10 protein-coding genes are annotated in these 12,444 nt (G+C 71.1%); 5 read left to right on the top strand and 5 right to left on the bottom strand.

All coding sequences use genetic code 11. The features are described from left to right. The first annotated feature begins 87 nt into the window (after positions 1-87). The 3 genes from CSC68_RS11250 (at position 88) to CSC68_RS11240 (ending at position 2,512) form a co-directional block, all read left to right on the top strand. Positions 88-900, top strand: coding sequence for an exodeoxyribonuclease III (locus CSC68_RS11250; RefSeq protein WP_162203652.1), 813 nt, complete (start codon positions 88-90; stop codon positions 898-900). Beyond that, positions 897-2,204 carry an AmpG family muropeptide MFS transporter gene (locus CSC68_RS11245; protein WP_162203651.1) on the top strand — a complete coding sequence of 436 codons (1,308 nt, stop codon included), beginning with the start codon at positions 897-899 and terminating at the stop codon, positions 2,202-2,204. The genes CSC68_RS11250 and CSC68_RS11245 overlap by 4 nt, the downstream gene beginning before the upstream one ends. An 80-nt stretch (positions 2,205-2,284) precedes the next feature. Continuing rightward, entirely contained in the window at positions 2,285-2,512 is a 228-nt protein-coding gene (locus CSC68_RS11240) for a hypothetical protein (protein WP_162203650.1), read from the top strand. Between the two features lie 43 nt (positions 2,513-2,555). On the opposite strand, the gene CSC68_RS11235 is transcribed toward CSC68_RS11240, so the two are convergent. Then, positions 2,556-3,254: a hypothetical protein gene (locus CSC68_RS11235; RefSeq protein WP_246193542.1), complete on the bottom strand. Its 699-nt coding sequence runs from the start codon at positions 3,252-3,254 to the stop codon at positions 2,556-2,558. A gap of 252 nt (positions 3,255-3,506) precedes the next feature. Here CSC68_RS11235 and CSC68_RS11230 point away from each other — a divergent pair, with 252 nt between their 5' ends. After that, positions 3,507-4,013 carry an O-acetyl-ADP-ribose deacetylase gene (locus tag CSC68_RS11230; protein ID WP_162203649.1) on the top strand — a complete coding sequence of 169 codons (507 nt, stop codon included), beginning with the start codon at positions 3,507-3,509 and terminating at the stop codon, positions 4,011-4,013. A 6-nt stretch (positions 4,014-4,019) separates the two neighbouring features. On the opposite strand, the gene CSC68_RS11225 is transcribed toward CSC68_RS11230, so the two are convergent. The 3 genes from CSC68_RS11225 to CSC68_RS11215 are packed head-to-tail and all read right to left on the bottom strand — an operon-like array spanning position 4,020 to position 7,652. Beyond that, positions 4,020-5,057 (bottom strand): isoaspartyl peptidase/L-asparaginase family protein, encoded by a 1,038-nt coding sequence (locus CSC68_RS11225; RefSeq protein WP_162203648.1) that lies wholly within the window; start codon positions 5,055-5,057, stop codon positions 4,020-4,022. Positions 5,058-5,095: 38 nt separating this feature from the next. Further along, positions 5,096-6,214: an anhydro-N-acetylmuramic acid kinase gene (locus tag CSC68_RS11220; RefSeq protein WP_162203647.1), complete on the bottom strand. Its 1,119-nt coding sequence runs from the start codon at positions 6,212-6,214 to the stop codon at positions 5,096-5,098. 19 nt (positions 6,215-6,233) lie between these two features. Continuing rightward, positions 6,234-7,652, bottom strand: a complete 1,419-nt coding sequence (locus tag CSC68_RS11215; RefSeq protein WP_162203646.1) for a M23 family metallopeptidase — start codon at positions 7,650-7,652, stop codon at positions 6,234-6,236. Positions 7,653-7,836: 184 nt separating this feature from the next. On the opposite strand from CSC68_RS11215, the gene tyrS reads away from it, so the two are divergent. Then, positions 7,837-9,045: a tyrosine--tRNA ligase gene (tyrS, locus tag CSC68_RS11210; RefSeq protein WP_162203645.1), complete on the top strand. Its 1,209-nt coding sequence runs from the start codon at positions 7,837-7,839 to the stop codon at positions 9,043-9,045. Between the two features lie 70 nt (positions 9,046-9,115). Here tyrS and putA read toward each other — a convergent pair whose 3' ends face one another. Next, the gene (gene putA / locus CSC68_RS11205; protein WP_162203644.1) at positions 9,116-12,292 is read right to left on the bottom strand and encodes a bifunctional proline dehydrogenase/L-glutamate gamma-semialdehyde dehydrogenase PutA; all 3,177 of its coding nucleotides are present in this window, start codon (positions 12,290-12,292) and stop codon (positions 9,116-9,118) included. Positions 12,293-12,444 lie beyond the last annotated feature (152 nt).

The following is a 12,444-nucleotide window of genomic DNA, read 5'->3' as shown; positions in this document are numbered from 1 at the left end:
CGGCCCCGCGCTCTCTGGCGGTCGCGGAGGCAGCGCCACGGGGCGCGATTGGGTAGGCTGTCGGCCTGTTTTTCGAGCCTTCCCCCGATGCGCATCATCAGCTTCAACGCCAACGGCATCCGCTCGGCCGCCGGCAAGGGTTTCTTCGACTGGCTGGGCCAGCAGGACGCCGACGTGGTCTGCCTGCAGGAGACCAAGTCGCAGGAGCACCAGCTGGCCGACGCCTGCTTCCGCCCCGACGGCCACCACTGCTTCTATCGCGACGCCACCACCAAGAAGGGCTACAGCGGCGTGGCGATCTACGCCCGTCGCGAGCCGGACGAGGTACGCACCGTGCTGGGCCGGCCGGACTTCGACGACGAGGGCCGCTACATCGAGGCGCGCTTCGGCAACCTCAGCGTGGTGTCGTTCTACATCCCCTCCGGCTCCTCCGGCGAGCTGCGCCAGGGCTACAAGTTCCAGATCATGGAGTGGCTGAAGCCGGTGCTTGACGAGTGGCTGGCCAGCGGCCGCGAGTACGTGCTGTGCGGCGACTGGAACATCGTCCGCTGCCGCAAGGACATCAGGAACTGGACCTCCAACCAGAAGAACTCCGGCTGCCTGCCGCCGGAGCGCGCCTGGCTCAACGGCATGATCGGACAGGACGAGGGCAGCGACGGTACCCCGCCGCGGCCAGGCGGCTGGGTCGATGCCTACCGCGCGCTGCATCCCCAGGGGGAGGACTACACCTGGTGGAGCAACCGCGGCGCGGCGCGCGCCAACAACGTGGGCTGGCGGATCGACTACCAGTTCGTGACCCCGGGCCTGGGTTCGCGCCTGCGCGGCTGCTCGATCTACCGCGAGCAGCGCTTCTCCGACCACGCGCCGTTCACCGTGGACTACGAAGGCGCACTGCCGTGAGCGCACCGGCTGGCGAGCCGCCACGCTACAGGGGCTGGGCCGGCATCCGCCGCGCCTTCGGCACGCCCTCGGCGCTGACCCTGGCGCTGCTGGGCTTCGGCTGCGGCTTGCCGTTCCTGCCGATCGCCTCGATGACCCTGTCCACCCGCCTGCGCGATGGCGGCCTGGACCTGGGCAGCATCGGCCTGATCAGCCTCGCCAGCTTCTTCTACCTGCTGAAGTTCCTGTGGGCGCCGCTGATCGACCGCTACGTGTTCGCGCCGCTGGGGATGCTCGGCCGGCGCCGCTCGTGGCTGCTGGCGGCGCAGCTGGGCGTCGGCATCGGCCTGGCCGCATTGGCCTTCACCCGTCCGGAGCTGGGCGTGGGCCCGCTGGTGGGCTGGGTGCTGTTCACCTCCTTCGCCGGCGCCACCCAGGATTCGGTGGTCGACGCCTACCGCATCGAGGTCGCGCCGGCGCAGGCACAGGCCGCGCTGGCCGCCACCTACACCCTGGGCTACCGCATCGGCCTGATCCTCGGCGGCGCCGGCGCGCTGTACCTGGCCGAGTTCGGCGGCTGGACCGTGGCCTACCTGGCCATGGCCGCGCTGATGCTGGCGCCGGTGCTGGCCACCCTGCTGTCGCGCGAGCCGGACGTGCCGGAGGCGACCGTCGTCCGCCGGATCGATTTCCTCGGTGCGTTCTGGCAGCCGTTCTCCAGCTACTTCAGCAACAACGGCCTGGCCCTGGGCCTGGTGCTGCTGCTGTTCGTGGGCCTGTTCAAGTTCCCCGACCAGGTGATCGGGGTGATGGCCGGGCCGTTCTACCTGGACAGCGGCTACACCAAGGCCGACATCGCCACCGTGTCCAAGCTCTACGGGATCTGGGCCGGCATCGGCGGCGCCTTCCTCGGTGGCGTTTGCGTGGCCGCGTTCGGCTTCCGCCGCATGCTGTTCATCGCGGCCCTCGGCGTGGCCCTGTCCAACCTCGCCTTCCTGCTGATGAGCCAGTACCCGTCGCAGATCTGGGCGTTCTATGCGGCGATCACCGCCGACAACGTGGCCCAGGGCTTCGCCGGCACGGTGCTGGTGGCGTTCATGTCCTCGCTGACCGACCGCAACTTCACCGCCACCCAGTTCGCGCTGCTGGTGTCGCTGGCCAACCTGCCCGGCAAGTTCGCCGGCGGCGTGTCCGGCTACGTGGTCGAGGCCACTTCGTACGGCACGTTCTTCGTGCTGTCGGCGCTGACCGTGATCCCGACGCTGGCCCTGCTGGCATGGCTGTGGCCCCGGATCCGCGAGGCGGCCGCCGCTCCGCCGCGCTGACGCTCGCGCCGGCGCTCGTCCGCGCCGGCGCTTCGTGGCAGTCTTTCCACGCCCCCATCCCGTACGACCCCTCCGGACCCATGCCCGACCTGGTGCTGCGCGACATCGATCCGATCCTGGCCGAGCGCATCCAGCGCGTCGCGCAGGCGCGCGGCTGGGGGCTGCGCGAGACCGTGATCCGGCTGCTCGAGCAGGGCCTGTTCGCGACCGAGGAAGAGGTCCGTAGCGGCTTCGAGACCCCGGAAGTCGAGGCGCTGGCCGAGGCCATCGCCGCGCTGAAGCTGCTGCCGGCCGGCAGCGACCTCTGAAGCGGACGGACGCCGTCCGTGGCGCCCGCCGCGGGCGGGCGCCTCAGCCGCGCGTGCCGGCGCGCCGGGCGATCGAGGCCTGCAGCAGCGGACTGTCGTGGCCCTCCTGGCGGCTGCCGGCCAGCGCCCTGCGGCGCTCGCGGACGCGCTGCGCCGCGTAGGTCAGCGCGGCGGCCATGATCAGGCTGTAGCCCAGCAGCTCGGTGCACTCCTCGGCCGCGTTCTTGAACACGCGCACGTAGTTTTCCGCCAGCAGGCCGTGCCACAGCGTGGTCATGCCGAACAGGCGCGAATAGACCAGCAGCAGAACCAGGCCGATGGTCATGACCGCGTTGGAGCGCGAAACGAGGAAACTGGCGGTCGCCGCCAGCGTCTGGCGGCCGCGGCGCAGGGCGTAGCCGAGGCAGGCGGACGCCACCGCCGCGACCAGGATCGGCCACAGTCCGCGGAACACCAGGTCCCAGACCGCGTCCAGTTCGCGGATCAGCATGCAGCCGAAGAAGCCGGCCGCCAGTACGGCGAAGCCGCGCTCGTCCTCGCGCGCGCGGGCGAGGCGGACGAAGGCCAGCACCGTGGCGACGAGGAAGCCGATCTGGGTCAGCTCGACCAGGGACCATTCGCCGACGCTGTCGCCGAGGATCTGGATGTCCGCGTAGAGCAGGGCGACGGGGGTGGCCATGACCAGGGCCAGCAGCACAGAGCGGCCCAGGTAGGCCAGCAGGATATGCCGTTGTTTTTCCATGTCTGAAGTCCGGGGGATGCGCAGCATGGCGCCGTCCGGGGCGGTGCCATGGGGGGAGGTGCGCGGTGCCGGGATTTTAGTTTCGGCCGGCGCCGGAAAGGACCCGGGCAGTGGAACGATGCGTCACCGCAGCTTCAGTTTCCGCTGCAAGGACCTGGCGCCCCGCCGATCCGCGTACGTCGTGACTGCAAGGGCCGCGGTGGCATGGCACGCTGCACGCAACGGTAGGCGATCCGGAGGGAAAGGACGGCAATGGCGTTGCACATGCGGGCCTTGCAGGCCGACATCACCACCCTGGAAGTGGATGCCATCGTCAACGCCGCCAATGCCTCGCTGCTGGGCGGTGGGGGCGTGGACGGTGCGATCCACCGTGTCGCCGGACCCGGACTGCTGGAAGAGTGCCGCGTCCTGGGCGGTTGCCCGACCGGGGAGGCACGCATCACCGGCGGCCACCGGCTGCCGGCGCGGCACGTGATCCACGCCGTGGGCCCGGTCTGGCGCGGCGGCGATGCCGGCGAACCCGCATTGCTGGCCTCCTGCTACCGCAACAGCCTGGTCCTGGCCGAGGCCCATGGATGCGGGACGGTGGCGTTCCCGTCGATCAGCACGGGCGTGTACGGCTATCCGCCGGACCTGGCCGCGCCGCTGGCGGTTGCCACGGTGGCCTCGTTCCCGGCGAGGGTGGTGCGGGAGGTGGTGTTCTGCTGCTTCTCGGCGGCAGACCTGGACCGCTACCGGCGCCTGCTTGGCGGGACGTGAGCCGGTTCAGGGCAGCGGCAGGGGCTCGTCGAACACGGCCACGTGCGGTACCCCGTCGGCGCCGATCCAGCCCCGGTACATGCCGCCGGTGTTGAACGGCAGGGCGGCGCTGCCATCGGCGCCCAGGGCGATGGCGCCACCGTTGCCGCCGGCAGCCGGGATCTGGCGGTTGATCACCGCATCGGCGGCCTGCGCCAGCGGCTCCCCGGCCAGGCGCACGCGTGCGCAGATCTCGTGGGCCGCGGCGGCGCGGATGTAGTACTCGCCCCATCCGGTGCCCGACACCGCGCAGCGGTCGTCGGCCCAGGTGCCGGCTCCGATGATCGGTGCGTCGCCGACCCGGCCCCAGCGCTTGTTGGTCATGCCGCCGGTGGACGTTCCGGCGGCCAGGCGTCCCCGGGTGTCGAGGGCGACCGCGCCCACCGTGCCGAAATAGGGATGCCGGGGCGCCGGGCCCGACGCCTGGCCCCGCTCGCGCGCCAGCGCGTCCTGCAGCTGCTGCCAGCGCTTCTCCGTGCGGAACCAGGACGGATCGACCAGCTCGATGCCGTGCCCGCCGGCGAAGGCCTCGGCACCTTCGCCGACCAGCATGACGTGCGGGGACGCTTCCATCACCGCGCGCGCCAGACGGATCGGATTGCGTACGCGCTGCACGCCGGCGATCGCGCCTGCACGGCCGCTGGCTCCGTCCATGATCGCCGCGTCCAGCTCGTTGCGGCCCTCGTGGGTGAACACCGCGCCGCGGCCGGCATTGAACTGCGGCGCGTCCTCCAGCACGGCGATCGCCGCGGTGACCGCTTCCAGCGCCGGGCCGCCGTCGCGCAGCACGGCATGGCCGGCGCGCAGGGCCTCGGCCAGCGCCGCGCGCGCGGCGGCTTCCTCCTCGGCCGACAGCCCGGCACGCTCCACGCCTGCGCCGCCGTGCAGCACCAGCAGCGGCCGCGTGGACTGGTCCTCGGGGGCGGCGGCCCAGGCGCCTGCGGCCAGTACCCAGCCGAGCGCCAGTCCTGCACCCCTGCGCACGATTCGGCCACGCTTGCCCATCGCCATCCTCCTGTCCTGATCGAACCGGTCCCGGCCGCTCAGGCCGGGTGCACCACGCCAAGCACCCGCGGCCCGCGCGCGCCCGTCACCGCCGGCAGGTTGCCCGGACGGCCGTCGAGGGTTTCCCGCGCCAGCCAGGCGAAGGCCATGGCCTCGACGAAGTCGGGATCGAGCCCGTGCTCCGCGGTGGACTCCACCGCCACCCCGGGCAGCCGCGCGGCCAGCCGCGCCATCAGCAGCGGATTGCGCACGCCGCCGCCGCACGCGATCACCCGCGCGGTTCCGGGCTGGTGGGCGCGCAGCGCGTCGGCGGCGGTGGCCGCGGTCAGCTCCAGCAGGGTGGCCTGCACGTCGGCCGGCGCCTCGCCGCGCAGGCGGTCCTGCACCCAGTCCAGGTGGAACTGCTCGCGGCCGGTGCTCTTGGGGGGCGGCAGGGCGAACCAGGGCTCGTCCAGCAGCCGTTCCAGGAGGCCGGCGTCCACGGTGCCACCCGCGGCGAAGGCGCCACCGGCATCGAACGCGGCGCCGGTGTGGCGCAGGCACCAGGCATCGAGCAGGGCGTTGGCCGGGCCGGTGTCGAAGCCGCGTACCTCGCCGGCGCGTGGCAGCAGGGTGTAGTTGCCGATCCCGCCGAGGTTGAGCACGGCCCGGTCCTCGGCCGGCGAATGCAGCAGGGCGGCATGGAACGCCGGCACCAGCGGAGCGCCCTGCCCGCCGGCGGCCACGTCGCGGCGACGGAAGTCGCATACGGTGGCGATGCCGGTGCGTTCGGCGATGACGCTGCCATCCCCGATCTGGAGGGTGAACGGCGCGGCGCCGTGCGGACGGTGGCGCAGGGTCTGGCCGTGGGAGCCGATCGCGGCGACCTGCCCGGGGCGGATGCCGGCTCCGCCGAGGAGGGCCAGCGCGGCGGCGACGAAGGCCTCGCCGACCTGCACGTCCAGCCTGCCCAGTTCATCCAGCGATTGCGGCTCGCCGCCCTGGCCGATGGCGACCAGGCGCGCGCGCAGCGCCTCGTCCCAAGGATGGGTGAGCGCTGCGACCAGGCGCAGGCCGGCGGTATCGGGGCCGTCGGGGAATTCGACCAGCGCCGCGTCGATGCCGTCGGCGCTGGTGCCCGATATCAGGCCAAGGAAGAGTCGGGACATGCGCGCCATTGTAGGCGCGGGCGACGGATCAGCCGCGCTTGCCTTCGGCCTGGTCCGGCTTGGAGGCGCTGGCGTACAGCAGCTTTTCCATCGACTCGATGCGCGCCAGGGTCGGCGCGGTCTGCGCGCGGAACGCGGCCAGGGCTTCGCCCTTGAGCGGTTCCGGCGGCGGCATGGTCACCGACAGCGGGTTGCGGTGCTGGCCGTTGACCCGGAATTCGTAGTGCAGGTGCGGGCCGGTGGCCAGGCCGGTGGAGCCGACGTAGCCGATCACCGTGCCCTGCGAGACCGACTGGCCCTTGCGGATCTTGCCGAAACGCGACATGTGCGCGTACAGCGTGGTGTGGCCCTTGCCGTGGTCGAGGATCACGACGTTGCCATAGCCGCGCTGCTGGCCGACGAACTGCACCTTGGCGTCGCCGGCGGCCATGATCGGAGTGCCGGTGGTGGCGGCGTAGTCGACGCCCTTGTGCATGCGCATCTTGCCCAGCACGGGGTGGTGGCGCGCACCGAACTTCGAGGACAGGCGCGCATACGGGATCGGCATGCGGATGAAGCTCTTCTTCAGCGGGCGCCCGTCCGGGGTGTAGTAGCCGATCTTGCCCTCGTGCTCGAAGCGCACGCCGGTGTAGGTCTTGCCGTTGGTGGTGAAGCTCGCCGCCAGGATGCGGCCGCCGCCGATGCGCTCGCCCTCGCGCCAGACTTCCTCGACCACCGCGCTGAAGCGGTCGCCGCGCTGCACGTCCTTGAAGTCGATGTCGTACTTGAAGATCTCGTCGGTCATCACCGCGATCGAGGCCGGGCTCAGGCCTGCCTTGCGGCCGGCGGCGTACAGCGAATGCTCGATCTCGGCGCTGGCCACCGCCACGCGGGTGGTGGTGGCGCGCTCGAGGACCTTCTCGTGGATCCTGCCGCCGGCCAGGGTCAGTTCGACGCGCTCGGTCGGGCTGCGGTCGAAGCGGAAGCCCTCCAGCTGGCCGTCGTCGCCGAGGGCGAAGGCCAGCTCGGCGCCGGGGCGCAGGCGGCTGAGCGGTTCACGATTGCCCGGCTGCTCCAGGATCTGGTGCATCACCTGGGTGGAGACGCCCATCGAATCGAACAGCGCGCCGAGGGTCTGGCCCGCGCGCACCTGGACGACTTCCCACTGGTGGCCGGGGTGGGCCGCGTTCGGGGCGCGGACGGTCAGCGGCGGCAGGCTCAGGGGCAGGGTGGCGTGGAGCCGGGTCTGCGGCTCCAGCTGCGCGGAGAAACCGGGGATGATCGTGGCGACCAGCGCGCCAAGGGTGGCGAACAGGCTGGCGTGTACCCAGTGACGCCGGGTCCAGCGGGTGTTGAAGGCGGCGGGAAACCGTTCCTTCAGCTTGTGGTGCAGGGTCCTGTGGTGGAGGATTCCGAGCCGGTCATGGAACTGCTGTTTGCGTGCACGGCCATGTTCGGTCAGGGGCATTGGACGGCTTCCTTCACGGGACCCCGGAATGCGGCCCACCGCGGCGTACCTTAGACACATGAAATCCATGCGTCAAACCATTGAAGTACATGAACTTTCGTGTGGCGCCCCTGTTAACTAGCACTTAACATTGCGTTCAAGTTTGTCAGTTCCATTCCCCCGACCTTCCTGCTGGGAGCAACCTGTGGCCTCCGTTGAAGAATCCCTTGCCCTGATCGGCCGCGGCGCCGATGAGATCCTCAAGCGCGACGAGCTGGAGGCGCGGCTTAAAACGGGAAGGCCGCTGCGGGTCAAGGCCGGCTTCGACCCGACCGCCCCGGACCTGCACCTGGGCCACACGGTGCTGCTGAACAAGATGCGCCAGTTCCAGGACCTGGGGCACCAGGTGATCTTCCTGATCGGCGACTTCACCGGGATGATCGGCGACCCCACCGGCAAGAACGCCACCCGCAAGCCGCTCTCGCGCGAGGACGTGCTGGCCAATGCCGAGACCTACGCCGAGCAGGTGTTCAAGGTGCTGGATCGCGAGCGCACCGAGGTGCGCTTCAACAGCGAGTGGTTCGGGCAGATGTCGGCCGCGGACATGATCAAGCTGGCCGGCCAGCACACCGTCGCGCGCATGCTCGAGCGCGACGACTTTTCCAAGCGCTTCGCAGCGCAGCAGTCCATCGCCATCCACGAGTTCCTCTACCCGCTGGTGCAGGGCTACGACTCGGTGGCGCTGAAGGCCGACGTCGAGCTCGGTGGCACCGACCAGAAGTTCAACCTGCTGATGGGCCGCGGGCTGCAGGAGCACTACGGCCAGGCGCCGCAGATCGTGCTGACCATGCCGCTGCTGGAGGGGCTGGACGGCGTCAACAAGATGAGCAAGTCGCTGGGCAACTACATCGGCATCGCGGAAGCAGCGATCGATATCGTCAACAAGACGATGAAGATCGGCGACGAGCTGATGTGGAAGTGGATCGAGCTGCTGAGTTTCGAGATCTCCGCGGCCGAGGCGAAGAAGCTGCGCGAGGAAGTCGCCGCCGGCCTCAACCCGCGCGACATCAAGCTGCGCCTGGCGCGCGAGCTGGCCACCCGTTTCCATGACGCCGCCGCGGCCGAGACCGCGATCGCCGGCTGGCATGCCGCGGTCACCGGGCAGGGCGATACCTCGCTGCTGCCGCTGCAGGACGTGGCGGTGCCGGCCGAGGGCCTGCGCATCGCCGCACTGCTGACCGCCGCCGGCATCACCCCGTCCAACTCCGAGGCCAACCGTAAGCTCAAGGAGCGCGCGGTCAAGGTCGACGGCGAGGTGGTCGAGGATGCCTCGAAGGTGTTCGCCCCCGGCTTCGAGGGCGTACTGCAGGTAGGCAAGCGCAACTTCGCGCGGGTGCGGCTGGTCGCCGGCTGAGGGCCGCAGTCCGGGAAGAAAAAAGAAAGGGGCGCCAATGGCGCCCCTCTTCTGTCCGGCCCGCGCCGGCTCAGTCGCCCAGGGTCAGCAGCGAGGCATTGCCGCCGGCGGCGGTGGTGTTGATGGTCACCGTCTTCTCGGTGACGAAGCGCAGCAGGTAGTGCGGGCCGCCGGCCTTGGGGCCGGTGCCGGACAGGCCCTGGCCGCCGAACGGCTGCACGCCCACCACCGCGCCGATCTGGTTGCGGTTGACGTAGACGTTGCCGACCTTCGCCCGCGCCACGATCCGCTCGACGGTCTCGTCGATGCGTGAATGGATGCCCAGGGTCAGGCCGTAGCCGGTGGCGTTGACCTGGTCGACCACCGCATCCAGCTGGTCCGCCTTCCAGCGGATCACGTGCAGCACCGGGCCGAACACCTCGCGCGGCAGCTGCGACAGCGACTGCAGCTCGTAGGCGCGCGGGGCGAAGAAAGTGCCGTGCTCCAGCGCCGCATCCAGCGGCGCGGTGGCGATCGCGCGCGCCTCGCGCTCCATGCGCGCGGCGTGGGCCTCGAGCATCTCCAGCGCATCGGCGTCGATCACCGGGCCGACGTCGGTGGACAGCAGCGCCGGGTCGCCGACCTTCAGCTCGGCCATGGCGCCGGCGAGCATGGCCGTGACCTTGTCGGCGATGTCGTCCTGCACGAACAGCACGCGCGCGGCCGAGCAGCGCTGGCCGGCGGAGGTGAAGGCACTGGCGATGGCGTCCTTGACCAGCTGCTCGGGCAGGGCCGAGGAGTCGGCGATCAGCGCGTTCTGGCCGCCGGTCTCGGCGATCAGCACGGCGATGCCGGCGTCCTCGCGCGCGGCCAGTGCGCGGTTGATCGCGCGCGCGGTCTCGGTCGAGCCGGTGAAGGCCACGCCGGCCACGCGCGCGTCCGAGGTCAGCGCCGCACCGACCGTGGCGCCGTCGCCGGGCACGAACTGCAGCACCGCTTCCGGGATGCCGGCTTCGTGCAGCAGCTGCACTGCCGCATGGCCGACCAGGCTGGTCTGCTCGGCTGGCTTGGAGACCACGGCGTTGCCGGCGGCGAGCGCCGCGGCGACCTGGCCGAGGAAGATCGCCAGCGGGAAGTTCCACGGGCTGATGCACACGAACACGCCGCGACCCTGCAGCTGCAGCTGGTTGGATTCGCCCGTCGGGCCGGGCATCTGCTCCGGCGCGCCGAACCTCGCCCGCGCCTGGGCGGCGTAGTAGCGCAGGAAGTCGACCGCCTCGCGCACCTCGGCCACCGAATCGGGAATGGTCTTGCCGGCCTCGCGCACGCACATCGACATGAACTGCGGCATGCGCTGCTCGAGCAGGTCCGCCGCGTGCTCCAGGATCGCGGCGCGGCTGGCGGCCGGGGTGCGGTCCCAGGCCGGCTGCGCGGCCACGGCATTGGCCAGGGCGCGGTCGACGGTGGCCTCGTTGCCCGGCTGCCATTGGCCGACGACCTGGCGGCGGTCGGCCGGGTTGCGCACCACCACCGGCTCGAGCACGGCATCGAGTGCTCCGGGCACCAGCGGCGCGGCGCGCCAGGGGCCGGTATGCGCGGCCATCTGCGCGGCCAGTCCGGCAAGTGCGTTGTCGTCGGCGAGGTTGAGGCCCATGGAGTTGTTCCTGTCGAAGCCCTGGTGGCTGTAGAGGTCGCGCGGAAGCGGGATGCGCGGGTGGGGGATGGAGTCGAAACCGGAGACCACGGCCACCGGATCGCGCACCAGTTCGGCCACCGGCACGTCCTCGTCGGTGATGCGGTTGACGAAGCTCGAGTTGGCGCCGTTCTCCAGCAGGCGGCGGACCAGGTACGGCAACAGGTCCTCGTGGCTGCCGACCGGCGCGTACACCCGGCAGGGCACGCCCAGGCGGTCGGCCGGCACCACCTCGGCGTAGAGGTCGTCGCCCATGCCGTGCAGCTTCTGGTGCTCGTACGGGCGGCCATCGGCGATGGCGCGGATCGCGGCGATGGTCTGCGCGTTGTGGGTGGCGAACATCGGGTAGATCGCGTCGCCGTGCTCGAACATGCGCCGCGCCGTGGCCAGGTAGGACACGTCGGTGTTCTGCTTGCGGGTGAACACCGGATAGCCGGCCAGGCCTTCGACCTGGGCGCGCTTGATTTCCGCGTCCCAGTACGCCCCCTTGACCAGGCGCACCGGGATGCGGCGGCCTACGCGGCGGGCCAGGTCGGCGAGGAAGTCGATCACGTACGGCGCGCGCTTCTGGTAGGCCTGCACCGCCAGGCCGTAGCCTTCCCAGCCCTCGAGCGAGGGATCGGAGAAGGTGGCCTCGATGATGTCCAGCGACAGCTCCAGGCGCTCGCTCTCCTCGGCGTCGACGGTGTAGCCGATGCCGTAGGAGCGGGCCAGCTGCGCAAGCTCAAGCACCGCCGGTGCCAGCTCGGCCATCACCCGCTCGCGCTTGGCGTGCTCGTAGCGCGGGAACAGCGCCGAGAGCTTGATCGAGATGCTGGGCGCGGCGAACACGTCACTGTGCTTGAAGTCGCCGCTGCGGCCGATGGCGTGGATCGCGTCGCGGTAGGCCTGCAGGTAGCGCCGGGCGTCCGCCATGGTCAGCGCACCCTCGCCGAGCATGTCGAACGAGTAGCGGTAGCTGGCGTTGCCGCCCTTGCGCGAGCGTGCCAGCGCCTCGCCGATCGTGCGGCCCATGACGAACTGGTGGCCCATGATCCGCATCGCCTGGCGCACGCCCAGGCGCACCACTGGCTCGCCGACGCGGCCGACCAGGCGCTTGAACGCGCCAGGCACGTCGTGGCGGGTCGTGTCATTGAGGTTGACCAGGCGTCCGGTGAGCATCAGGCCCCAGGTCGAGGCGTTGACCAGCACCGATTCGCTCTGGCCCAGGTGCTTCTCCCAGTCGGCGTCGCCGAGCTTGTCGCGGATCAGCTTGTCGGCCGTCTCCTGGTCCGGGATGCGCAGCAGGGCCTCGGCCACGCACATCAGCAGCACGCCTTCCTCGCTGCCGAGGTCGTACTGGCGCATGAAGGCTTCGATCGCGCCCTGGTCGGCGGCGCGGGCGCGCACCCGGCGCACGAGATCGGCGGCCAGGGCGTCGACCTCGGCCTGGCGCGCCGGGTCCAGTCGCGCCTGTGCCAGCAACTCGCGCACATGGGTGGTCTCGTCGCGCAGCCAGGCATCGGTAATCGCGGCGCGCAGGGGCGAAGCCGGCCCCGGGGGAGGGGTCTCGTGGTTGGCGGACAGGGCGGACATGGTGGACTCGGAAAGAGGCGGCCGGGGGCCGCGGTGCGAGCGAATCTTCGCCGTCGGACCGGGCGGCTGGATTGATCGATTCCCCCGGCGCGGACGGGGGGCGCGGCATAAACCGGGTGGTGCCGGCCCGGCCGATCTTCCGGCGCCCCGGC

This window comes from Pseudoxanthomonas suwonensis (assembly GCF_010093235.1).
Lineage (GTDB): Bacteria > Pseudomonadota > Gammaproteobacteria > Xanthomonadales > Xanthomonadaceae > Pseudoxanthomonas > Pseudoxanthomonas suwonensis.
This window is presented reverse-complemented; position numbering and strand designations above follow the sequence as displayed.

What these genes read in the sequence shown, in the direction of transcription:
- CSC68_RS11215 (WP_162203646.1), bottom strand. Translation starts at nt 7,652, where the DNA reads ATGCCCCTGACCGAACATGGCCGTGCACGCAAACAGCAGTTCCATGAC.
- CSC68_RS11230 (WP_162203649.1), top strand. Translation starts at nt 3,507, where the DNA reads ATGGCGTTGCACATGCGGGCCTTGCAGGCCGACATCACCACCCTGGAA.
- CSC68_RS11250 (WP_162203652.1), top strand. Translation starts at nt 88, where the DNA reads ATGCGCATCATCAGCTTCAACGCCAACGGCATCCGCTCGGCCGCCGGC.
- CSC68_RS11220 (WP_162203647.1), bottom strand. Translation starts at nt 6,214, where the DNA reads ATGGCGCGCATGTCCCGACTCTTCCTTGGCCTGATATCGGGCACCAGC.
- CSC68_RS11240 (WP_162203650.1), top strand. Translation starts at nt 2,285, where the DNA reads ATGCCCGACCTGGTGCTGCGCGACATCGATCCGATCCTGGCCGAGCGC.
- CSC68_RS11235 (WP_246193542.1), bottom strand. Translation starts at nt 3,254, where the DNA reads ATGGAAAAACAACGGCATATCCTGCTGGCCTACCTGGGCCGCTCTGTG.
- CSC68_RS11225 (WP_162203648.1), bottom strand. Translation starts at nt 5,057, where the DNA reads ATGGGCAAGCGTGGCCGAATCGTGCGCAGGGGTGCAGGACTGGCGCTC.
- putA (WP_162203644.1), bottom strand. Translation starts at nt 12,292, where the DNA reads ATGTCCGCCCTGTCCGCCAACCACGAGACCCCTCCCCCGGGGCCGGCT.